The organism is Bacteroides sp. Phil13, from assembly GCF_001940965.1.
GTDB classification, from domain to species: Bacteria; Bacteroidota; Bacteroidia; order Bacteroidales; family Bacteroidaceae; genus Bacteroides; species Bacteroides intestinalis.
In genome coordinates this window covers 75739-98764 of record NZ_MSHA01000070.1, presented here as the reverse complement: position 1 = coordinate 98764, position 23026 = coordinate 75739, and the positions used below count along the sequence as shown (strand labels likewise).

Sequence of the window (23026 nt, the reverse complement as noted above, 5' to 3'; positions counted from 1 at the left end):
GTGCCAGAGTTTTGACACAACCTCCTTTTTTTATAGATAAATTGTTATAATATCAAAATAAATACTTATATTTGTGACAGTCAGATGCCAATACGTTAACCCAATATATACGAACATGAAGAAGAAGTATTTCATTACCATGTTGGCAGCGGTGCTGCTGGCGGTAACAGGAGCGATGGCACAAAAAAAGGCGAGTTTCAAACCTGCAGATTTGAAAGGTATCTGGCAGTTGTGTCACTATGTATCTGAAATTCCGGATGTTCCCGGTGCTTTGAAGCCCAGTAACACGTTTAAGGTGTTGAGTGACGACGGGCGTATTGTCAATTTCACTCTTATTCCCGGCAAAGATGCTATAATCACCGGATATGGTACCTATACCCAGCTGACGGATAATAGCTATCGGGAAAGTATTGAAAAAAACATTCACCTGCCCATGCTGGATAATAAAGATAATGTTCTGGAGTTTGAGATGGGAGAGGGTGGACTTATGCATCTGAAGTATTTTATTTCTAAAGATTTGAACGGCAACGAACTGAACTGCTGGTATCATGAAACCTGGAAACGGGTAATGATGCCACCTGCATTCCCTGAAGACATTGTCCGTTAAAGCGGGTTGTCCTAATATGATAAGCAGTGTTACGATGCATAACAAGTAATCTTATGCATCGTAACACTGCTTGTTTTGTGTCCTAACATTGCTTGTGATTGATAGTTAGCTTCTTTAAAAAAAAGAAGAAAACGTTTGCCAGTTTTGGGAAAATCCGTACCTTTGCAAGCCGATTATTATCTAATAAGGATAAGCAATTAATTCAGAGCGAGTTAATCTACCTTTGTCCGGGGTAGCTAATCCGTAATGAAGAATTTTTTTAGTAGTAACATTTAAAAAACAAATCAAGAGTGGATACTTTAAGTTACAAGACCATTTCTGCAAACAAAGCTACGGTAACCAAAGAATGGGTTATTGTTGACGCTACAGACCAAGTATTGGGTCGTCTGGGCGCAAAAGTTGCGAAACTGTTGAGAGGAAAGTATAAACCAAACTTTACTCCTCACGTAGATTGCGGTGATAATGTAATCATTATCAATGCCGACAAAGTTAAAATGACAGGTAATAAGTGGACTGACAAAGTGTATTTGTCATACACAGGTTATCCCGGTGGTCAGAGAGAAATGACTCCTGCTCGTCTGCAGGCTAAACCGAATGGTGATGACAGACTGTTGAGAAAAGTAGTAAAGGGTATGTTGCCTAAGAATAAATTGGGCGCTAAATTGCTGAGCAATATGTACGTATATGCCGGTAGCGAGCACAAACATGACGCTCAGAACCCGAAATCAATTGATATAAACTTACTTAAATAATAGATATGGAAGTAGTAAATGCATTAGGCAGACGTAAAAGTGCAATTGCACGCATTTTCGTAACCGAAGGTACAGGAAAGATTACTATTAACAAGAGAGACCTTGCAGAGTACTTTCCATCAACTATTCTTCAGTATGTAGTAAAACAACCGCTGAGTAAGCTGGGTGTTGCTGAAAAATATGATATTAAAGTAAATCTTTGCGGTGGTGGTTTCACCGGTCAGTCTCAGGCTTTGCGTTTGGCTATTGCCCGCGCATTGGTGAAGATGAATGCTGAAGACAAAGCTGCTCTTCGCGCTGAAGGCTTCATGACTCGTGACCCGCGTTCTGTTGAACGTAAGAAACCGGGACAACCGAAAGCTCGTAGAAGATTCCAGTTCAGTAAACGTTAAGAGTTGCAGAAACGTTGGGGCGGACAAGTTGCTTAATTCTCAACTTTTATCTCTCAACTCTCAACTGAAAGAGCGTTTAGTATCTAAACTACCGGGACTCTGGAATGATAGACTACCCGGCGGTTGGTTTAGAAAAAACAAAAAAGAAAGTAAACGATTTAAAGAAAAAACAAGATGTCAAGAACAAATTTTGATACATTATTGGAAGCCGGTTGCCACTTTGGTCACCTCAAAAGAAAGTGGAATCCTGCAATGGCTCCTTATATTTTCATGGAACGCAATGGTATCCATATCATTGACCTCCACAAGACAGTTGCTAAAGTAGACGAAGCTGCTGAAGCTTTGAAGCAAATTGCTAAATCAGGAAAGAAAGTCCTGTTCGTTGCTACTAAAAAACAAGCTAAACAAGTGGTTGCTGATAAAGCTGCCTCTGTAAATATGCCTTATGTAATCGAGCGTTGGCCGGGCGGTATGTTGACTAACTTCCCCACTATCCGCAAGGCTGTTAAGAAGATGGCTACCATCGACAAATTGACAAATGACGGTACGTACTCTAATCTGTCTAAGAGAGAAATCCTGCAGATTTCACGTCAACGTGCTAAGCTGGACAAGACTTTGGGTTCTATTGCTGACCTGACTCGTCTGCCGTCTGCACTGTTCGTTATCGATGTTATGAAAGAAAACATCGCAGTTCGCGAAGCTAACCGTTTGGGTATACCCGTATTCGGTATCGTTGATACGAACTCTGATCCTTCTAACATTGATTTCGTTATTCCGGCTAATGATGATGCTACTAAATCAATAGAAGTAATTCTGGATGCTTGCTGCGCTGCTATGCAGGAAGGTTTGGAAGAAAGAAAAGCTGAAAAAGTAGACATGGAAGCAGCTGGTGAAGCTCCTGCCAATAAAGGCAAGAAGAAAGCTACAAAAGCAAGACTCGACAAATCTGATGAGGAAGCAATCAATGCAGCTAAAGCTGCTGCTTTCCTGAAGGAAGACGAAGAGGCTTAATCATACTTGAATGGTAAGATGGTAAAATGATAAGATGATAATGTCGTCTTACCATCCTATCATCTTACCATTTTATCATTTTGAATATTAATTATAAAAAGAAAATATATTATGGCTGTAACAATGGCTGATATTACCAAACTCCGTAAAATGACCGGAGCAGGTATGATGGACTGCAAGAATGCGTTGACGGAAGCTGAAGGCGATTTCGACAAGGCAATGGAAATAATCCGTAAGAAGGGACAGGCTGTTGCCGCTAAGCGTTCAGACCGTGAAGCTTCTGAAGGTTGTGTTCTGGCTAAGACTACCGGTAACTTTGCCGTTATCATTGCTTTGAAGTGTGAAACTGACTTCGTGGCTCAGAATGCTGATTTTATAAAATTGACTCAAGATATTCTGGATCTTGCTGTAGCTAACAACTGCAAGACTTTGGATGAGGTAAAAGCATTGCCGATGGGTAACGGTACTGTACAGGATGCAGTGACTGACCGTAGCGGTATTACAGGTGAGAAGATGGAGCTTGACGGCTATCTGACTGTAGAGGGTGCAAGCACTGTCGTTTACAATCACATGAATAGAAACGGTCTTTGCACGATCGCTGCTTTCAACAAAGAAGTTAACGAACAGTTGGCTAAGGAAGTGGCTATGCAGATTGCAGCTATGAATCCTCTTGCAATTGATGAGGACGGCGTTTCTGAAGATGTGAAGCAGAAAGAGATTGAAGTTGCTATCGAAAAGACAAAAGCAGAACAGGTACAGAAAGCTGTTGAGGCTGCTTTGAAGAAAGCAAATATCAATCCGGCTCACGTGGACAGCGAAGACCACATGGAAAGCAACATGGCTAAAGGTTGGATTACAGCTGAAGATGTAGCAAAAGCAAAAGAAATCATTGCTACTGTTTCTGCTGAAAAGGCTGCACACCTGCCTGAACAAATGATCCAGAACATCGCTAAAGGTCGTCTGGCTAAGTTCTTGAAAGAAGTTTGCTTGCTGAACCAGGAAAATATTATGGATTCTAAGAAGACTGTAAGAGAAGTGTTGGCAGCAGCTGACCCTGAATTGAAGATTGTAGATTTCAAGCGTTTCACTTTGAAAGCTGAATAATTCAACTCAATATATATAGAAAACGACCGCACGGGAATTTCCGTTGCGGTCGTTTTTTTATGCATATTTGCTTCTTTTAGAAGAAGTGATATACTTACTGATAGACCGTCTGTTTCGGTGAACCGGATTATCCGACCGGCTTAGTCTGCGTATATCCCTCCTTTTTAAGTAGTTCCAGCACTTTCTGCTTGAAATCTCCTTGTACGATGATTTCTCCGTCTTTGGCACTTCCGCCTACGCCACATTTGGACTTCAGCAATTTTCCTAATTCCTTCAGGTCATTCTCCGTACCTACGAAACCCGTGACAAGTGTGACTACTTTTCCTCCTCTATTCTTGCGATCCAACTGAACGCGCAATTTCTGTTGAGAAGCTTCCGGGGTAACTTGTTCCCCATCATCTTCCATTTCATAACTATAGTCCGGATTGGTAGAATAAACCACATTCAACCGTTCTTTCCAATCATTATTCTTCATATTCGTTCTGTTTTAAGAATCAAAAGTAATATTTTGCGTGGAACTTTGCAATCTTTTGAGACTTTTGTCGTCTAATAGAAAATGCTAATTAGCTTCAAGTATACGAAATATGAAAAGAATCATCTGGCTATTTCTATTGTCTTTGGTTACTCTACTATCTTTTTCGCAATCTTTCAAGGGTACTGTTACGGATACTGATGGGAAGCCGGTTCCTTATGCCGCCCTCTATCTAAGAGAAATGAAGTCAGGTTTAACTACCGATGAGCATGGGCGGTTTCAAACGAAATTATCTGCCGGACAATATACCTGTGAGGTCTCTTCTTTAGGATTTATATCCCAGACCTTTACTTTCCAAATGCTGAATCGTGATTATGAGAAGGATATAGTGCTTGCCGAACGTACCTATAGCCTGCCGGAAGTAAGCATCACCAAGGGAAATGAAGATCCCGCCTATGCAGTGATGCGCAAAGCGATAGCGCGTGCTCCTTATTATCGTACTCAGATAAAAAGCTATACAGCCGGTACATATCTGAAAGGAACCGGTAAAGGGATCGCTATTCCTGCTGTCCTGAAACTATCCAAAGAGGTGCGGAAAGATGCAAAAGAATGGCTTGGAAAGCTGTTTGTCTTGGAGCAGCAGCAGATCGTGAATTTTACTGCTCCCAATATCTGGAATAATAAGGTATTAGCCAATAAAAACTCTTTTCCTGAGGAAATACAGGTGGATATGGGGATAACTACAGTTAATCTCTATACTCCTGAACTTTTCGGTAAAGTCTCTCCTTTAAATAAAAGTGCTTTTTCATACTATCGTTTCAGACTTGACGCTTGCTTTGTGGAAGAAGGACAAATGATAAATAAGATCCGTGTGATTCCCAAGAAAGACGATAGCCGTTTGCTGGAAGGAGACCTGTTCATTGTAGAAGATTTGTGGTGCATTTCGGCTGCTGATGTCAATGTTCGTGGCACCGGGCTGAAAGCAAAGATTAAGATCACTTGCAAGGAGGTGCAGTCTTCTGTCTTTCTGCCGGTTTCTATTACTACCTCTTCTACCATCGACATAATGGGTTTCAAGGCAGAGGCTTCCTATCTGGCGGCAATACACTATAGAGAGGTAAAAACGGATATCCAGCCGGAGACCAATACGGATAAAATGGCAAAAACTGTAACTGCCACTGAAGTAGCGCAGCCAAAGAAACATAAATTTGAACGTCCGGCACGGATCGGACGCAAAGATACTCAGGTTGATTCGCTTGCCGATAAGCGGGATTCTCTTTATTGGACCACTATCCGTAGTGTGCCGTTGCGATTGGAAGAAGTGCAGAGTTATCAATATAAGGAAGAAAAGATTGCGCTGAAAGACTTATCACCCGGAGAAAAATCCGAGAAGAAAACAGCGGTCGGGCAAGTACTGAATACCATTATGTGGGGAAAGACTTTCAGGACTTCCAATAAAAATGCATGGTTAACTTTACCTGGTCTTTCCGCTTATATTCCCGAATATAATTTTGTGGATGGCTTCTGGTTAGGAGTTAAGCTAAAGACGGGAGTGAAGTTATCAGAATCTTCTACACTTCGTTTTGTGCCTTCTTTCTATTATACCACTGCCCGTAAAAACTGGATTGGACAAGGAGAACTGACGCTGGATTATGCTCCCCGGAACCGTGGTTATTTATCTTTTTCCGGAGGTCTTCTGTCCGCCGATTATAATTCGGAAAGCGGAGAATCCCGTTTGATTAACGGTATGTCAAGCTCCCTGTTCGGTCATAACCATCTGAAGCTTTATGAGAATACCTTCTTCACTGTTGACCATGCAATAGAGCCGGCTAACGGATTACTTTTTTCTTCCTCACTTTCCTGGCAACGCAGGAAGATGCTGGATAACCATATCCGTAAAAGTTGGTTTAAAAGAGATGCCGAACCGAATATTCCGGAAAACACAGCTTTTCGACCAATGCCGGAGAATGATATCCTGAAAGCTTCTTTTGAGTTGGAGTACACTCCGGCTCACTACTATCACATGTCGCAAGGTAAGAAAGTGTATGAAGCTTCCCGTTATCCTACATTTGCCTTGAAATATGACAGAGCTTTCCCTATGAGCGGAAGCCGTTATCTAACTTCGTACCACCTGATGCAATTCTCAGCTAAACAGAAAATCGAATTCGGTATGTTCAATCGCCTGCATTGGTCAGTGAATGCAGGCTCATTCTTTGATGCAAAGAATCTTCAGTTCCCCGACTTTAAGCATTTCGCTTCTACCCGCATATTGGTTACGGAACGTTCTTTCGATACCGGGTTTAGTTTACTGGATAACTACGTTTTGTCCACTAATACCCGCTGGACACAGGCTAATGTCTCCTGGTATACTCCATATCTGCTTTTGAAACATCTTCCTTTTCTGTCAAGAAAAGCATTTGATGAAGCCTTGCATCTTCGTTCCATTGTGATATATGGTCGGCGCCCCTATACGGAGATTGGATATTCGATCGGGTTTTCCGATAGGGTACGGATAGCAGTCTTTGCCGGATTCGATTGCCTGAAGTTCCATTCGGTGGGAGTTTCTCTTAGTTTGCCGTTATCCCTCTTTGGTGATAAGTAAAACTTTTGTAGAAATTATGTTAACTTTCTTCTGTTGGAGTATTCTTTTCCAAAAAAAACGTATTTTTGTCCACCCGTAACCTAAAGAAATGAAGAAAATGACCACGAACCAGGCAATTCAATATAAGGATAGCATGAAAGTGCCGGAGCCTACTTTGCGCAGGTTGCCGTGGTACTTGTCGAATGTTAAGCTGCTCAAGCAGCGGGGCGAACGGTACGTCTCTTCTACACAGATATCCAAAGAAATCAATATAGATGCTTCCCAGATAGCCAAGGATTTGTCGTATGTCAACATCTCCGGGCGTACGCGTGTGGGCTACGAAGTCGATACTCTGATAGCCGTATTGGAAGACTTCCTCGGATTTACCGATATGCATAAAGCATTTCTGTTTGGAGTAGGTAGCTTGGGTGGTGCATTGTTGCGCGACTCCGGTTTGAAGCACTTCGGGCTGGAAATTGTAGCGGCATTTGATGTGAACCCGGAATTGGTAGGCACTACATTGAACGGAATTCCGATCTTCCATTCCAGTGAATTCGAGCAGAAGATGCGCGAATATGATGTGAACATCGGTGTGCTGACTGTACCTATCGAGATAGCCCAATGCATTACGGACACCATGATAGCCGGTGGCATCAAAGCTGTATGGAACTTTACGCCGTTCCGTATCCGCGTGCCGGAAAATATCGTTGTTCAGAATACTTCTCTATATGCTCATTTGGCGGTGATGTTCAACCGCCTGAATTTTAACGAAATCGAATAATGAAGATTATTGCTGTCGGAATGAACTATGCACTGCACAATAAAGAGCTGGGGCATACGTTAGTTAATAAAGAGCCGGTTATCTTCATGAAGCCCGACTCGGCTATATTGAAAGACGGAAAGCCTTTCTTTATTCCCGATTTTTCGGATGAGGTTCATTACGAAACTGAGGTGGTGGTACGTATCTGCCGTTTGGGAAAAAACATTGCGCCGCGCTTTGCCAACCGTTATTATGATGCAGTGACTGTAGGCATCGATTTTACGGCACGCGACTTACAACGTAAGTTCCGTGAAGCGGGTAATCCCTGGGAACTTTGCAAAGGGTTCGACAATTCGGCAGCTATCGGAACTTTTGTTCCTTTGGAGCAGGCTGGAGGCGATTTGCAGCAGCTTGATTTCCGTCTGGAAATAGACGGAAAGGAAGTGCAGCACGGCAATACCTCGGATATGCTTTTCAAAGTGGATGAGATTATTGCATACGTCAGCCGCTTTATGACGCTGAAAATAGGCGACCTGTTGTTTACGGGAACTCCCGCAGGCGTAGGTCCGGTACAGATAGGACAGCATTTACAAGGGTACCTCGGAGAAGATAAGTTGCTCGACTTTTATATTCGTTGAGTCAATTTATTACGATATGTTTATCAAACGTTGCTGGCTGCTTTGTTGCTTTATTGCTCTTCTTCTTCCGGTTTCAGCGCAGGAATTCATTACGCTGAACTGGCAGGAATTGTCTTCTGCACAGACGCTTCCCGTAGTGACGCGCGAACTTCCATTAGGGAACGATTTCCGTTCTTTTACTTATCAGGTAGAAATTGAATTCCCGGAATACCAGAAACTAAGCCGGAGTGAGGTGGCAGCATTAGAAATGCGACTCGACAGTTTGCGTCAGTTACCCAATGAAGACGTTGCTTTCCGGAAGGGCTTACCGGCATCTCCACAGATAAACACCTTCACTAAAATCTCCGCACATCATGGTTTTCTCTCCATAAGTTTTGTCCCTGTAGTTTTTCGTGAAGGAAGCTACCAACGGCTGAACTCGTTCAAGTTATCCGTGAAATCCTATCCAAAGACAGATGGAATAGGAGAGGGTACAGCCACTCGAGGCTCGGGAACAACTTTAACCAGAGCTTCTTTAAAAGATTGCACTACTTCGCTTCTCGCTTCAGGTCATTGGACAAAGATAGGTGTCAGAAATACCGGAGTCTTTAAAATCACGAATGCCGAATTAAAGAAGATGGGATTCTCAAGACCCGAGAAAGTCCGCGTATTTGGTTATGGTGGGTATTTGTTATCCCAGCGTTTCAATGAACATCCGGCAGCAGATTTGCCCGAAGTCCCCTTGCTGCGTTTGTCAGACGGTGTATTGTTTTATGGTCGTGGCACTGTATCCTGGAAACTGAGCTCCGATAACACTTACTTTGTTCGCGAACGTAATTTCTATTCCGATGAAGGCTATTATTTCCTGACTGACCGGGAGGATATTCCGGAAATGGAAGTCGAAGTCCTTTCTTCTTTGAAAGAACCTTCTGCCAACAGGTTGACAACCTTTAATTCCTATGCTCTGCATGAGAAAGAAGTATATAGTTGGGCAAGTACCGGCAGACAACTATATGAAGATTATGATTATGCGACGGGTAACACCAAGAATTATACGTTGAGTTTGCCGGGTATCGTTCCGGAAGATTCTGTATGGCTGACCACAGTTTTTGCTGCCCGTTCCATTGGAGCATCTACCTATTATTCGGTTGCAGTGAATGGTAAGACGAGAGGAAATGCTACACTGGCATCCATATCTTCCGACAATCAATATTACACTAGAGCTACTTCTGCCTCCATAAGTACTTCCTGGCTGGGTACAGAGTCGGAGAATACTATAGTGACCGTTACCCATACCCGCCCTTCCGGGACATCGGGGCGCCTGGATTATATTGCTTTGAACTATATCCGCTCGCTTACGCTGAATGCTCCTTACCTTACTTTCCGTTCTTTGGCCTCCATCAATAAAGAGACGACATTTGTACTTTCCGGTGCCACAGCTTCTACTGTTGTGTGGGATGTCACCGATCCCGCAAATATTTGCAGGATGGAAGGCAGCTTTGTAGGCGGCACATATACGTTTACCATTCCCGCAGGAAAATTGCGTGAGTTCGTAGCCATCACTCCAGAAGCTTTCGGCTTTGATACGGTAGAAACGGTAGGGAATATTGCAAATCAAAATCTGCACTCTCTGGGAGCTACGGATATGATTATCATTTCTCCCGACCGGAAAGACCTGATGACACAGGCGGAACGGCTGGCACAAGCACACCGTGAAAAAGATGGCTTATCTGTTCTTGTTCTTGCTGCTCCGCAAATCTACAATGAATTCTCTTCCGGTACACCGGATGGAACGGCTTACCGTCGTTTGATGAAGATGTTGTATGATCGTTTTCCGAATAAGGCTGAAAGTCCTAAATATTTGTTATTCTTCGGAGATTGCAGTTATGATAACCGTATGCTGACTTCCTCCTGGAAGAATTATCGGCCTGAAAACTTTTTGCTATCTTATCAATCGGAAACCTCTCTTGAGGAAACCTCTTCCTATGTAACGGACGATTATTTCGGCTTTCTCGATGATGGAGAAGGTGAAAATCTGTCAGATGCCATGCTGGATATAGGTATCGGACGTTTCCCGGTTCGCACGGCTGCTGAGGCAAAAGCTACTGTTGATAAGACCATCGCTTATATGGGAAATAAGCATGCAGGACCGTGGAAACACACCGTTTGCTATGTGGGCGATGACGGGGATGGCAGACTGCACATGTCCCAATCTGAAATCCTGGCAAGTTATACAGAACGGAATTATCCTTCCTTCCTTGTTGAAAGAATCTATGCCGATGCTTTCCGTCGCGAATCTTCTGCTACCGGAGAAACTTATCCCGATGCAACAAAACGCCTATTGCAATTATTCGACAAAGGCATGCTGGTAGTCAACTATACAGGGCACGGAAGTACTTCCGCCTGGGCAGAGGAGAATCTGCTGAACATGGGAGATATTACCCAAATGACATCCCCACGTCTTCCTCTTTGGATAACAGCTACTTGTGACTTTACCCGTTTCGACGATATCCAGACTTCCGCCGGAGAGCAGGCATTCTTGAATGCCAAAGGCGGGGCTATTGCTTTGCTCACCACTTCCCGGGTGGTATATGCTGCGCAGAATTCTACTTTAAACCAGGCTTTCCTTCGTCATATCTTTTCCCGCCCTGAAGGTAAACGCCTGCGATTGGGAGATGTTATGCGGCTTTCAAAGTGCGATGCATCTTTGGCTACTGACAAGAATAAATTGAATTTCTCTCTGATCGGTGATCCTGCCTTGACCTTGGCATATCCTGATTATCAAATACAGGTGGATGAATTTGCCGGAGTGAATGTAGCAGAAGAAACAAACACCTATCCGCAGGTGAAAGCCGGTAGCAAGATTACTGTAAAAGGACGTATCCTGACTCCCGAAGGTGTTTTAGCAGAAGACTTTACCGGCACAGTGCATCCTACTGTACTGGATAGTAAGGAAGAAGTAACCACTCTTGATAATCGTGGTGAGGGGGCTTATACTTATACGGAGCGCAGTAAAACTCTCTTCTCAGGCAGTGATTCGGTTCGTCAGGGGCGGTTTGAGTTTACTTTCCCTGTACCGTTGGATATCAATTATTCCGATGAAGAAGGCTTATTGAGTCTTTACGCTCTGGATGCTGTTCACTCTAATGAAGCGGGCGGAGCTTTCGACCGTTTCCTGGTAGGCGGTACGGATGATGATATTTCTTTGGCAGATACGTTAGGCCCTAAGATAACCATTTATCTGAATACGCCGGACTTCAGTTCCGGTGGACAAACCAATACTACTCCCTTGTTCGTAGCCGAGTTAGAAGATGCTGATGGTATCAATACGGTTGGCAATGGTATCGGGCATGACCTTTCGCTTAGTATAGACGGCAGTGCGGTGTCGACTTATAATCTGAATGATTATTATACTCCGGTAGCGGGAGATTATACCCGGGGTACAGTGCATTTTTCAGTGCCCGAACTTACGGAGGGGAAACATATATTGTCATTCCGTGCCTGGGATTTACTGAATAATTCTTCTACAAAGACTTTAGAGTTTGAGGTGGTTCGAGGGCTACGTCCCGGTCTCTTTTCAGTAACTTGCATACAGAGTCCTGCCCGTGAAAGTACTACATTTATTCTTTCTCACAATCGCCCCGGTTCCACACTTTCAGTCCGTATGTCCGTGTATGATTTTGCCGGGCGGGAAATGTGGACACATATGGAGAAAGGAATATCTGAAGGACAAACCTACTATGTAGAATGGGATTTGTGTAGTAACGGTGGGCAACGCCTGGCACCGGGTGTTTATCTATATCGTGCTTCTATTGTCTCTGATGGCAGTCGTGAAAGTACGAAATCACAGAAAATCATCATCCTGTCACAATAAACAGGGGGATTCTCTGTTTAATTAGTATTAAAAAGATATTCTTCATCCGCAGATGAAGAATTAAATAATATCGTATGAAGAAATACATCTTATCATTAATCATAGCTTTCTTGTCCGTACACCTTCTTGCTCAGGACAAGAATCAGTTTAACCCTGTTAATACCGGTGTTAACTCTCTGGGGATTGCCCCTGACTCCCGTGGTGGTGGTATGGGAGATGTGGGCGCGGCTACAGATCCGGATGTGAACTCCCAATTCTGGAATCCGGCAAAGTATCCGTTTACTATCAGCCGTGCCGGAGTGGCGGTTTCATATACTCCCTGGTTGCGTAAGCTGGTGAATGATATTGACTTGGCATATCTGGCAGGGTACTATCGCATCGGAGATTATCAGGCAGTCAGCGGTTCTTTGCGCTATTTTTCTTTGGGGGAAGTACCCGTGGGATATACCGGTGACGAGAATTCTCCGGGATATACGATTAAACCTTATGAGATGGCGGTGGATATAGCTTACTCACGTATGCTTTCCGAGCGTTTCTCTGCAGCGGTTGCATTACGGTATATTTACTCCGACCTGGCATACAGGGAAGACGAAGAAGTTTCTGCCGGTTCCGCTTTTGCTGCCGACATTGCCTTCTATTATACAAATTACGTCATACTTGCCCAGCGTGAGTGCATGCTTTCTTTCGGATTGAATGCTTCTAATATCGGTACGAAGATTTCTTATGATAGCGGTAATACCAGTCAGTTCCTGCCTACTAACTTGCGTTTGGGTGCTTCTTTACTGTTCCCGATAGATGATTACAATACAATTGGAGTTAGTTTCGACGCCAATAAATATATGGTTCCCACCCGTCCTATCCGTGGAGAAGACGAGTCACAGGAAGAATATGAAGAACGTCTGGACCGTGATTATAATGATATCTCACCCATTAAGGGTATTTTCAAATCTTTCAGTGATGCTCCCGGTGGTTTCAAGGAAGAACTGCAGGAGATACAATGGTCGTTGGGATTGGAATATACCTATCACGAACAGTTCTCCATTCGTGGTGGTTACCATTGGGAACATGAGAACAAAGGAAACCGCAAGTATTTCTCTTTCGGAGCAGGTTTCAAGATGAGCGTGTTTTCACTGGATGCTGCTTACCTGGTATCTACGGCACAAAGCAATCCGCTCGACCAGACACTTCGCTTCACGTTAGGTTTCGATCTGGATGGGATAAAGGACTTGTTCGGACGTCGTAGAAGATAAATCAGCTACTAGCTACAAGTTACGGGCTACAAGTGCCTTTCGGCAGAAGAGGGAGGGAGCTATGTGTAGAGCATTCAGCGATGATCGTTCCAGTAGTTCAGATATATATCTGCTATCCCCAATAGTATATCTGTTATATTCAGTTGGTCTTCTGGTAGTTTTAAGCGTAGCTTTTTGCTATCGTAGATCATTGCGTTTTTTCCTTGCATTTTCGGGGTGGTTTTCACGAACATATCCTTCAGATTAATTGTAATTGTGCTGAAACTCCGGAAGAAATCCATTCCCACTACCCCGTCTCCCTCAAAGTGAAGAGCATCTTGTTCGGGTGTTGCCACTACGTTGAGACTGTCTGTACAGCCCGTATACTCACCTATCTGGAAGCATGCGCCCGGCAGTTTGTAAATGCATACCCATGCTGTACCACCGAAACCGCCAAGTCCCATCGAGTCCCTTTCCGCTATTCGTTCAATACGGTCTTTATGCTGCTCAAAGTAATCATAATTGAGATGGCTGAGGCAGGAACCGCTGTCGAAGTTCATTTGCAATAGCTCATGGTCGTATACGATTTCTAGGTTCAGGAGGTTCTTTCCCGTAAAACAAATGTTCGGGGCAAAGCCGGGCGTGGGAGTCAGTTCTTTGGGAATAATCATCCGGTTGTTGCGTAAATCCAGTTGTATTTCCTGAAGTTGATTGAGGAAAGGCAGTCCGATGATGACTTCCAGATATTTCATGTAGCGGTCGGCTTTTTCTTCTCCAGTTTTCATATCCAACACGTAGAAAGGTACGTTTCGCATCACGAGCGGACCTGTTTTTATCTCTTCGGCAATGGCGAATTGTCCACTTCCCGTACCTATCCCATTTGCTGTGATTTCTACGTCCAGTATCTTCATGCCACAGGCTTTTGCTACTTCGGGGGTGACAACATTGACACCTGCACCTGTATCCAATATGAAGTTCCGTTCTTTTCCATTCACACTGCCTTCCATAGCTATGGCGGTGGCTCCCGAACCTTTTGGACCTACACTGTCTATGCGAATGGGCAGCGCTAAATCCGTATCTGGCTTCTCCCATTGGTATAGGGCATATTTGGACAAAGCGTGATATTCTTTTTCTTTTCTCCGGTATCCGGCAAGGAAAGTACTATCCACCTGGCCTTCCAACTGGTCACAGAAATTTTTCAGTGTTTCGGCAGCTTGGTCGTTAGCACCCAGCTTGCTCAGGTTTTCGGATAATAGGTAAATCATGGAAGCAGTATTCTCAAAGCCCATATTACTTTGTTGCTCGTTCAGCAATTTGCCTATAGATTTGTAGGCAGCTTGGGGACGGTTGAAGAAATTATCCAGTAGTGCCTGACCGAATTCTTGCAGGAAAGGGTGTAAAGAGTCTTTGTTGACGGCGAATTCGCGTTGCAGACTGAACCAGTTTTCCTGATTCATATAAGTTCCGGCTCGTTCATCAGCTGTTTGTGCAGATGTGCTGAGGCTCATACAGAGAAATAAAAATAGTAATATTGTCTTCATAACTACAGATTGTTTAGAGTTAGCCAATCTTCTTAATGATTCATTCTTCAAATATACGGAATATATTGTTTGGATGGGTTAAGGGATAAGATGAAAGTTTTATGTATTCTGATTTCAAGTCGATTGAATTCTGTGGTGAATTCATTCATAACGGTATGGATATGAATTTCCTCCAATAGCTAACTCCTTTCTTAGGCATTCCTATGCTTTTTCCCTTCCAACGGTTAGCCTTTTCCATCCGAACGCTTATTCTTTCTACCATGGAGTTTCTTTCTTTCCGCCATGGTGGAAAGAAACATTCCCCGTGATGGAAAGAAAGAAACTCCATGGTGGAAAGAATAAGTATCTACTACGATTTTCCTTAACCGTCGCAGCGAAAAGAGATAAAAGTGGCGATGCGGCGGCTTAACCTGTGAAACTTATATTATTAATGCGGATCAGGAGTTGGATTGTGTTCAACAGTGTGGAAAATCTTCTTTTATACTACCGCATAAAATCCGGCATACCCGTTCCTCGATTACCGGAAACTTTTCCTATCTTTGTAATGTTGTTGAATTTACTGCAAACCAGATTGTATATGGAAGATGTTAAGCGAATACCTTACGGTGTATCCAACTTTGTGGATGTTATAGAACAGAATCAGTATTATGTGGATAAGACGATGTATCTGCCTTTGTTGGAAGACCAGCCCAGTTATTTGTTCCTTATCCGTCCCCGTCGTTTTGGCAAGAGCATCTTCCTGAGCATGATGAGCGCATATTACGACATTGCCCGGAAAGATGAATTCGAACGTCTTTTCGGCAACCTCTGGATAGGTAGTCATCCTACCCGGTTGCGGGGTACCTTTCAGATTATGTCGTTTGACTTTTCGCGGGTGGGCGGAAGCCGGGAGCAATTGGAAGAAAACTTCCAGATTTATTGTACCGGAGAGCTAAACATCTTTATGAATAAATACTACGACTTCTATTCCGATCATATCCGGACGCAGTTTGAGGCTGCCCCCACTTTCGAGGCCAAGCTGCAAGTGATATTGGGAGAAGCCGGCTTGCGCAGTTATTCGCTTTACCTCATTGTCGATGAATACGATAATTTCACCAATGTGGTGCTGAACGAGCATGGCGAAAACATTTATCATAACCTCACCCATGCCGACGGCTTTTACCGTAACGCCTTCAAAAAATTCAAGGGAACTTTCGACCGTATCCTTATGATGGGAGTTAGTCCCGTCACGCTGGATGATCTGACCAGTGGGTTCAATATTGGCTGGAACATCAGCACCCTGCAGCAATTCAATACCATGCTGGGATTCTCCGAGACGGATGTACGCCAGATGTTCCAATATTACAAAGATTGTGAACGACTAAAGGGCGACATTGACGAAATGATAGCTGAGATAAAGCCGTGGTATGATAATTATTGTTTCTCCGAAGAGAGCCTGAACCGTGATCCGAAGATGTTCAACTGCGACATGGTGCTTTATTATCTGAGGCAGAAAATAGACTTGGGATACTCTCCCAAACAGATGATTGATCCTAATACCCGCACGGATTACAGTAAGATGAAGAAATTGCTTAATCTCGACCATCTGGATGGGGATCGCAAGGGTGTTATCCGTCGTATTGCAGAGGATGGGCAGATTGTAGCGGACTTGGTTTTATCTTTCCCTGCCAAAGACTTGGTTAATCCAGCACTGTTTCCCAGTCTGTTGTTCTACTACGGTATGTTAACTATTATTGGTACTCGGGGGGTGCAACTCATCTTGGGAATCCCCAACAACAACGTGCGTAAGCAGTATTACGATTATATGTTGGAACAGTATCAAGGCAAAGAACGCATCGATCTGACCGACCTGATTGGCAGTTTCTATAACATGGCCTTTGATGGCGATTGGCGCCCTGCCTTAGAGAAGATGGCCCATGACTACAAGGAAAATTCTTCCGTGCGTAGCTTGATTGAAGGTGAGCGTAACATTCAGGGTTTCTTCCAAGCCTACCTTAGTATAAATGCTTATTATCTTACTGCCCCCGAAGTGGAATTGAACCACGGCTTTTGTGATATGTTCCTGATGCCGGACCTGCAACGTTATCCCGAAGTGAAGCACAGCTACATTCTGGAGTTGAAATATCTTTCTGCCAAGGACTATGATGTCAAAGGTGAAGCCCAGTGGGAGGATGCAATAACGCAGATACATCGCTATGCCCAGGGGGCTAAGGTGCAGTTGATGTGCCAAGGGACAACGCTGCATTGCATCGTGATGCAGTTTTCCGGTTGGGAGTTGGTACGGATGGAGGAGGTCTGACTTCTTATCCTCCTTTTGTCAAAGGCAAGTAGTAACATATTTATGTTACGTTTTCGGCTTCTCAGCCGTCCGGTATTCACATCTACCCGATTTGACTTGCCTTTGAGGTTAAAAGAGTTTTTTACTGCTCCCGTCCAATGTTGTCTGATAAGCATAAAAAAAACGGTAAGCATTTGCCTATCCGCCAGAGAGGGAGTCGAAGCCCTTACGCACAAATAGGAAACGCCTACCGCATAAACGGTAAGGCGTGTAGTCTGTTCTATGTGCGTATAGATAATTTCGACTTTTCTCTGGCACAAGAATCAGCTAAACGCTTTTTCTTTAATATGTAAAATCATAGTCGTGTTTACGACTGCACAAATATATAAAATAATCGAATTACAGAGCACTGAATTTGCTGTCTTTTTCAGTGAATACTATCCACAGACGATTGAATTCACATAAATTAAATTTGGAGGCAAAGATAAACAGTTATATCTTTGTCTCTCAGATTCAGTCATTGATTCCTGAATAGTTGTATGGAATAGTATGAAATGAAAAAAAATGATTTTAGAATCGGTGAAAGACACAGAAGATATCCATAGCCTCTTAACAATGATTCAAGAGGAAAATACATTGGCATTCAATATGTTCTATGAGATGTATTATGACCAGGTATTTCGCTATACTTACTATTTTCTGAAAGATACAGAATCTTGTCGGGAAGTAGTTGCTGATGTTTTCTTTGCTGTATGGCAATCGCGTAAAAGACTAAAGGATATAGAAAATCTGGAAGCTTATTTATTTATATCCGTAAGAAACGAGGTTACCCGTTACAATAAGAAAAATGGCAGGCAAAACCGTGTCTCATTGGATGAATTACCTGTCCAATTGGAAATCACAGAAGAAGAATCTCCTTACGATAAGATCTCTTATAAAGAAATGGAGCAGCTCTTGGGAAAGATTATTGGCGAATTGCCTGAGAAATGCCGTTTGATATTTCTTATGGCTCGTCAGGAGCAATTAAAACCCAAAGAAATAGCAGAGAGACTTTGCATCTCGGAAAATACGGTGCGCGTACAAATGAAAATTGCTATAGAAAAGATTATCAAGCAAATAAAACCCTATTATCCGGACTTGACTCTTTCTCTATTATGGTCTTTCTTTTTCTCTTCCATTAGTTAAAGAATTTAAAAATACGGGATCTCTTTTAAATGAAATCCCATCAAGCTTACTCCTCAGTTTAGAAACAATTAATTATGAGCGAGGAAAACAACCCTATTGATATTCTACGAAATGAATTAATTCATGACATCAGTGATCGTGAAAAAGCGATATTAGAAGACTGGAGTCATTCTAATGATGATAATCGTAGTTTCCGCCAGTTGATTCGTGAAATGAAACTTTCTTCTGAAATCGAAAAGAAAGAAGAAGAAATGAAATCCTATATCTTGCAAGAAGTTCATAAACGAATAAACAGGAGCCGATACATCAGGCGTCTTCTAAAGATCAGCACTGTGGCCGCTTCTATTGCAATTCTATTGGGAATGACCGGCTATTTTTCATATAAAGAAGGTTTCAATCAAGTCAACAGTCAACCAATAGAGATGTCTAATCCATTCGGTATGTTATCAACAATCACTTTGCCCGATGGGAGTAAAGTCATTTTGAATGCCGGAACTACAATTACTTATCCCAATGCTTTTGTCTCAAAGAACAGGGAAGTCGAAATAAATGGAGAAGCTTTCTTTGAGGTGGCTCATGATGCCGAGCATCCTTTTATAGTGAAGGCTAATCAGATTAACGTTGAAGTATTGGGTACACAATTCAATGTAAAAGCATACGAAGAAGATGATTGGATTGAGGTTTCTTTATCCGAAGGAAAAGTCGAGGTGCAGAGTGAAGACAAGAAAAGAAGAATCTTCCTGTCTCCTGGCGAACAAGCATATTATGATAAGCACAATCATTCTTTGACTACACGTACAGTGGATATTGCCCATTATACATCGTGGAGAAACGGGATCTATTATTTCAGGGCACTTCCTTTGAAAGAAATAGTCAAACAGCTTGAACGTATTTTCAATGTAAATATTTGCATAACCTCTTCTAATATTGAGGATATTATTCTGACCGGAGACTTCCTGCGGGGTGAGAATCTGGAGCAAATATTGCGTGTGATAACTGCAGATAAACGTTTAAAATACAGGATTGAAGAATATATGATCTATATAGATGAAAATAAAAGAGCTCGGAAAAGAATTTATTAACCCTAAAAAAGAATGCCTATGATGAAATAATATAGTATGGAAAAAGCGAAAAATGCGCTAACATTTTTCGCTTCAGTTAAGACTAGAGTCTGTAATTGTTCATGGATTTACAAACCTAAAATCAATACAAAAATATGGATTTAAATTTAAAAAATAAACACCCTCGTCGTATTTATTATCTATTTCTTGTAATTATATTCTTTTTGGCATCTACGGAAATAGCTCATTCACAGGTAAAGAACTTATCTCTCCACTTAACAAATGTAACATTGGAAGAAGCCTTGGCGCAGATCAAGCAAAAGGGAGAATATTCTTTATGGTATCGCAATGAGGAAATCAACCTGAAGAAAAAAGTATCCCTTGATATTAAGAATGGCAGCATTACCCAAATTTTGGATACTCTTTTTAAAGGGGAGGATTTGGGATATATAATAGAGGATAAGCACATCGTTATTTTTAAAGCAGATGAAAAGACTAAGGCCGCTCAGCAAACAGGTAAACGGATTACGGGTATCATTAAGGATAATACCGGAGAGCCGGTCATTGGATGTAATATCATGGAAAAAGGAACATCAAATGGTACAATCACCAGTGTAGATGGAGACTTTTCCCTGAATGTTGCGGAAAATGCAGTTCTACAAATTTCTTATATCGGATACCTTACCCAAGAGATTCCTGTAAAAAATAATCAGAATATAACAGTCACTTTGCAGGAAGATTCACAAATTCTGGATGAAGTAGTTGTTGTGGGTTATGGAGTGGCAAAGAAAAGTGACCTAACCGGATCTATTTCTCAGGTGAAAGCGGAAAGTATGCAAAACTATACTCCATCCAGTGTTGGCGATTTATTGCGCAACAGTATTCCGGGTATGAGTGTGGGATACTCTGTTTCTGCGAAGGGAAATAGTGATATGATGATTCGTGGTGACAATACGTTGACTGCCGGATCGAGCCCTCTGATTATTGTCGATGGAGTGATTTATAACGGTGATATTTCAGATATAAACCCGAATGATATTGAGAAGCTGGATATTATGAAAGATGCAAGCTCTGCTGCGGTTTATGGTTCGAGAGCCACCAATGGAGTGGTAGCTATTACAACCAAGAAAGGAAACTCTCAAAAACCTGTTGTCAACTTTAATGGAAGTATCGGTATAGCTACTACAGCGAACAGGGTAAAGCCGTATGATAAAGATGGATTTATTAAGTGGCGTTCTGATATGTTTAAGTCAGTTTATAGTGCAACTGTACCACAGACTCCTTGGAGCCCTTTTGATGATCCGCGTACGATAGATTCTCAATATTTGGATCAATGGATGGCCTACCATAGTACCACACCGGATAATCTGGTAGATGCCTGGTTGTCGGGACTGCGACTGACCGGATTGGAGATAGAGAATTACAAAGCGGGAAGAAGTATTGATTGGGAAGACTATATTTTTCATAATGGTCCGAGGCAGGATTATAACATAAGTCTTTCCGGGAAAAAAGAAGATTTTTCTTATTACTGGTCATTGGGGTATATGTCGAATGAGTCATTAGTAAAGGGAGATGAATTTTCTACCATACGTTCGAGGGTGAATATAGAGGGGAAACCTGCCCGCTTTTTGAAAGTAGGTCTGAATGCCCAATTTTCTTATCGTGACGAAAGCTCTGTTCCCGCAGATGTGGATCAGTATACCAAACTCACTCCTTACAGTTCCTTTTATGAAAGTGATGAAGAAACATTGAAATTGTATCCTAATGATGATAATCAAGCAAAACATCCTTTATTAAACTCTACATACAGGTCGAGGGAGCAGGAATATTTTACCTTTTTCCCTAAAATCTATGCCACTCTGGATTTGCCATTTGGAATTACTTATACGGTGAATTATACCACCCGGTTCGTCTTCTATCATAACAACATACATGATTCTTCTGAACACCCGGAATGGAAGTTGTTCGGAGGACGTGCTTCGCGTGAGAATTCTTTGAGAAGAGAGTGGCAAGTCGATAACATTATAAACTGGAATAAGACTTTTGCGCAAAGACATAAGGTAGATGTCACCTTACTGGCAAATGCAGAAAAATTCCGTAATGATACGGAGAAAATGAGTAACCAGAACTTTACTCCGAACGATATACTCGGGTATCATGATATGGCTATAGGTAATTTGCCGGAACTTTCGAGTAATGATGAGGTCAGAACATCGAATGCTCTGATGGCCAGACTCAACTATGGTTTCATGAACAAGTATTTATTGACTTTATCGGTACGAAAGGATGGATCGTCTTTGTTCGGATATTCCAATCCTTATGCTACCTTCCCGGCCGCTGCTTTGGGATGGGTGATTTCAGAAGAAAAGTTTTTTAAAATGAAGTTTGTTGATTATCTGAAGTTAAGAGCATCTTGGGGAATAAATGGAAACAGGGACATTACAAATTATGCAGCTCTGTCTAAAATGCTTGCTGAAAAATCATTGAATACCGATTTAAACGGAAATCCGATTACAATCCCTACTCTGGAAATAAATACAATGGGAAACAAAAAGCTTAAATGGGAAAAGACAGAGGCTTATAACCTGGCTTTGGACTTCAGACTATTTAATGGCCGTTTAAACGGAACCGTAGAAACCTATTATATGTCGACTACGGATGTATTGGTAAACAGAGAACTTCCTACCATCACCGGATATAAAAGAGTGTACGCCAATCTGGGAGAAATCAGAAACAAGGGATTCGAACTTTCTCTGAGCAGTACCAATATGAAACAACATAATTTTGAATGGACATCCAATCTGATCTTCTCATTAAACCGGAATAAGATTATTACTATAACCGGTGAAAAGTATGATGTTTTTGATAAAGATGGTAACTTTGTAGGGCAAAAAGAACCGGATGACAAGACCAATAACTGGTTTATCGGTCAGGCAAAAGATGTGATATGGGACTATAAGATTCTGGGAACCTGGAAGATCGGACAAGAAGAAGAGGCTGCCAAATGGAACCAGGCACCTGGTGATTTCAGGCTGGAAGACGTAAATGATGATGGGTTGTTGACAGATGAAGACAAGCAATTTCTGGGATATAAAACCCCACGGTTTTCGTGGACATTGAGCAATACTTTTACGCTGTTTAATGACTTTGAATTCTCTTTTGTTCTGTATTCTCTCTGGGGGCATAAGGGGAGTTATAATTTGGCAAAACATGCAGATCATATTGAAGACCGCTGTAACTCCAGAGATATTCCTTATTGGACTCCTGAGAATCAATTGGATGATTTTGCCAGATTGCGTTCCGCTCCTGCAAAAGGAGTTAATTATTCGGTATGGTTCGATAAGTCTTATATACGCTTGGAAAATATAGCTTTAGGTTATAAGGTTCCTGCCAAATTTTTGAAAAAGACTCCTATATCCAATCTTAAACTTACATTGAATGTAAAGAATGCAGCTATGTGGGCAAAAGACTGGAAATTCGGTGACCCCGAAGATGGGATGCGTTCACAGAGAATATTTACTTTTGGATTAAATATGACCCTTTAAATTCTAAACCAAATTAT

The 23026-nt window shown here is 42.3% G+C and carries 16 protein-coding genes; 14 read left to right on the top strand and 2 right to left on the bottom strand.

The genetic code is table 11. The features are described from left to right. Positions 1-115 precede the first annotated feature (115 nt). From BWI44_RS13165 to tsf, 5 genes are all read left to right on the top strand, one after another. Positions 116-607 (top strand): DUF4488 domain-containing protein, encoded by a 492-nt coding sequence (locus tag BWI44_RS13165; RefSeq protein WP_007659591.1) that lies wholly within the window; start codon positions 116-118, stop codon positions 605-607. A gap of 290 nt (positions 608-897) precedes the next feature. Continuing rightward, complete coding sequence (rplM, locus tag BWI44_RS13160; RefSeq protein WP_007659593.1) at positions 898-1359, top strand: 50S ribosomal protein L13; 462 nt, start codon at positions 898-900, stop codon at positions 1357-1359. 5 nt (positions 1360-1364) lie between these two features. Further along, the gene (rpsI, locus tag BWI44_RS13155; RefSeq protein WP_007210470.1) at positions 1365-1751 is read left to right on the top strand and encodes a 30S ribosomal protein S9; all 387 of its coding nucleotides are present in this window, start codon (positions 1365-1367) and stop codon (positions 1749-1751) included. A gap of 174 nt (positions 1752-1925) precedes the next feature. Beyond that, entirely contained in the window at positions 1926-2762 is an 837-nt protein-coding gene (rpsB, locus tag BWI44_RS13150) for a 30S ribosomal protein S2 (RefSeq protein ID WP_007659596.1), read from the top strand. 111 nt (positions 2763-2873) lie between these two features. After that, entirely contained in the window at positions 2874-3866 is a 993-nt protein-coding gene (gene tsf / locus BWI44_RS13145) for a translation elongation factor Ts (RefSeq protein ID WP_007659598.1), read from the top strand. Between the two features lie 127 nt (positions 3867-3993). On the opposite strand, the gene BWI44_RS13140 is transcribed toward tsf, so the two are convergent. Then, positions 3994-4341: a translation initiation factor gene (locus BWI44_RS13140; RefSeq protein ID WP_115503182.1), complete on the bottom strand. Its 348-nt coding sequence runs from the start codon at positions 4339-4341 to the stop codon at positions 3994-3996. Between the two features lie 109 nt (positions 4342-4450). Between BWI44_RS13140 and BWI44_RS13135 the strand changes: the two genes are divergently transcribed. From BWI44_RS13135 to porV, 5 genes are all read left to right on the top strand, one after another. Further along, positions 4451-6940: a DUF5686 family protein gene (locus BWI44_RS13135; protein ID WP_195209901.1), complete on the top strand. Its 2490-nt coding sequence runs from the start codon at positions 4451-4453 to the stop codon at positions 6938-6940. A gap of 97 nt (positions 6941-7037) precedes the next feature. Then, entirely contained in the window at positions 7038-7700 is a 663-nt protein-coding gene (locus tag BWI44_RS13130) for a redox-sensing transcriptional repressor Rex (protein ID WP_021967680.1), read from the top strand. Beyond that, positions 7700-8317: a fumarylacetoacetate hydrolase family protein gene (locus BWI44_RS13125; protein ID WP_007659602.1), complete on the top strand. Its 618-nt coding sequence runs from the start codon at positions 7700-7702 to the stop codon at positions 8315-8317. The genes BWI44_RS13130 and BWI44_RS13125 overlap by 1 nt, the downstream gene beginning before the upstream one ends. Before the next feature lie 16 nt (positions 8318-8333). Next, positions 8334-12170 (top strand): type IX secretion system sortase PorU, encoded by a 3837-nt coding sequence (porU, locus tag BWI44_RS13120; RefSeq protein ID WP_195209902.1) that lies wholly within the window; start codon positions 8334-8336, stop codon positions 12168-12170. A 74-nt stretch (positions 12171-12244) separates the two neighbouring features. Further along, positions 12245-13420 carry a type IX secretion system outer membrane channel protein PorV gene (gene porV, locus BWI44_RS13115; protein WP_195209903.1) on the top strand — a complete coding sequence of 392 codons (1176 nt, stop codon included), beginning with the start codon at positions 12245-12247 and terminating at the stop codon, positions 13418-13420. Between the two features lie 74 nt (positions 13421-13494). Here porV and BWI44_RS13110 read toward each other — a convergent pair whose 3' ends face one another. Then, positions 13495-14940: a retropepsin-like aspartic protease gene (locus BWI44_RS13110; protein WP_195209904.1), complete on the bottom strand. Its 1446-nt coding sequence runs from the start codon at positions 14938-14940 to the stop codon at positions 13495-13497. Between the two features lie 577 nt (positions 14941-15517). Between BWI44_RS13110 and BWI44_RS13105 the strand changes: the two genes are divergently transcribed. The 4 genes from BWI44_RS13105 (at position 15518) to BWI44_RS13090 (ending at position 23009) form a co-directional block, all read left to right on the top strand. Beyond that, entirely contained in the window at positions 15518-17239 is a 1722-nt protein-coding gene (locus tag BWI44_RS13105) for a PD-(D/E)XK nuclease domain-containing ATP-binding protein (RefSeq protein ID WP_195209905.1), read from the top strand. Positions 17240-17782: 543 nt separating this feature from the next. Then, positions 17783-18403, top strand: coding sequence for an RNA polymerase sigma-70 factor (locus tag BWI44_RS13100; protein ID WP_118217011.1), 621 nt, complete (start codon positions 17783-17785; stop codon positions 18401-18403). A gap of 74 nt (positions 18404-18477) precedes the next feature. Beyond that, the gene (locus BWI44_RS13095; RefSeq protein ID WP_195209906.1) at positions 18478-19485 is read left to right on the top strand and encodes a FecR family protein; all 1008 of its coding nucleotides are present in this window, start codon (positions 18478-18480) and stop codon (positions 19483-19485) included. Between the two features lie 134 nt (positions 19486-19619). Next, positions 19620-23009, top strand: coding sequence for a SusC/RagA family TonB-linked outer membrane protein (locus BWI44_RS13090; RefSeq protein WP_195209907.1), 3390 nt, complete (start codon positions 19620-19622; stop codon positions 23007-23009). Positions 23010-23026 lie beyond the last annotated feature (17 nt).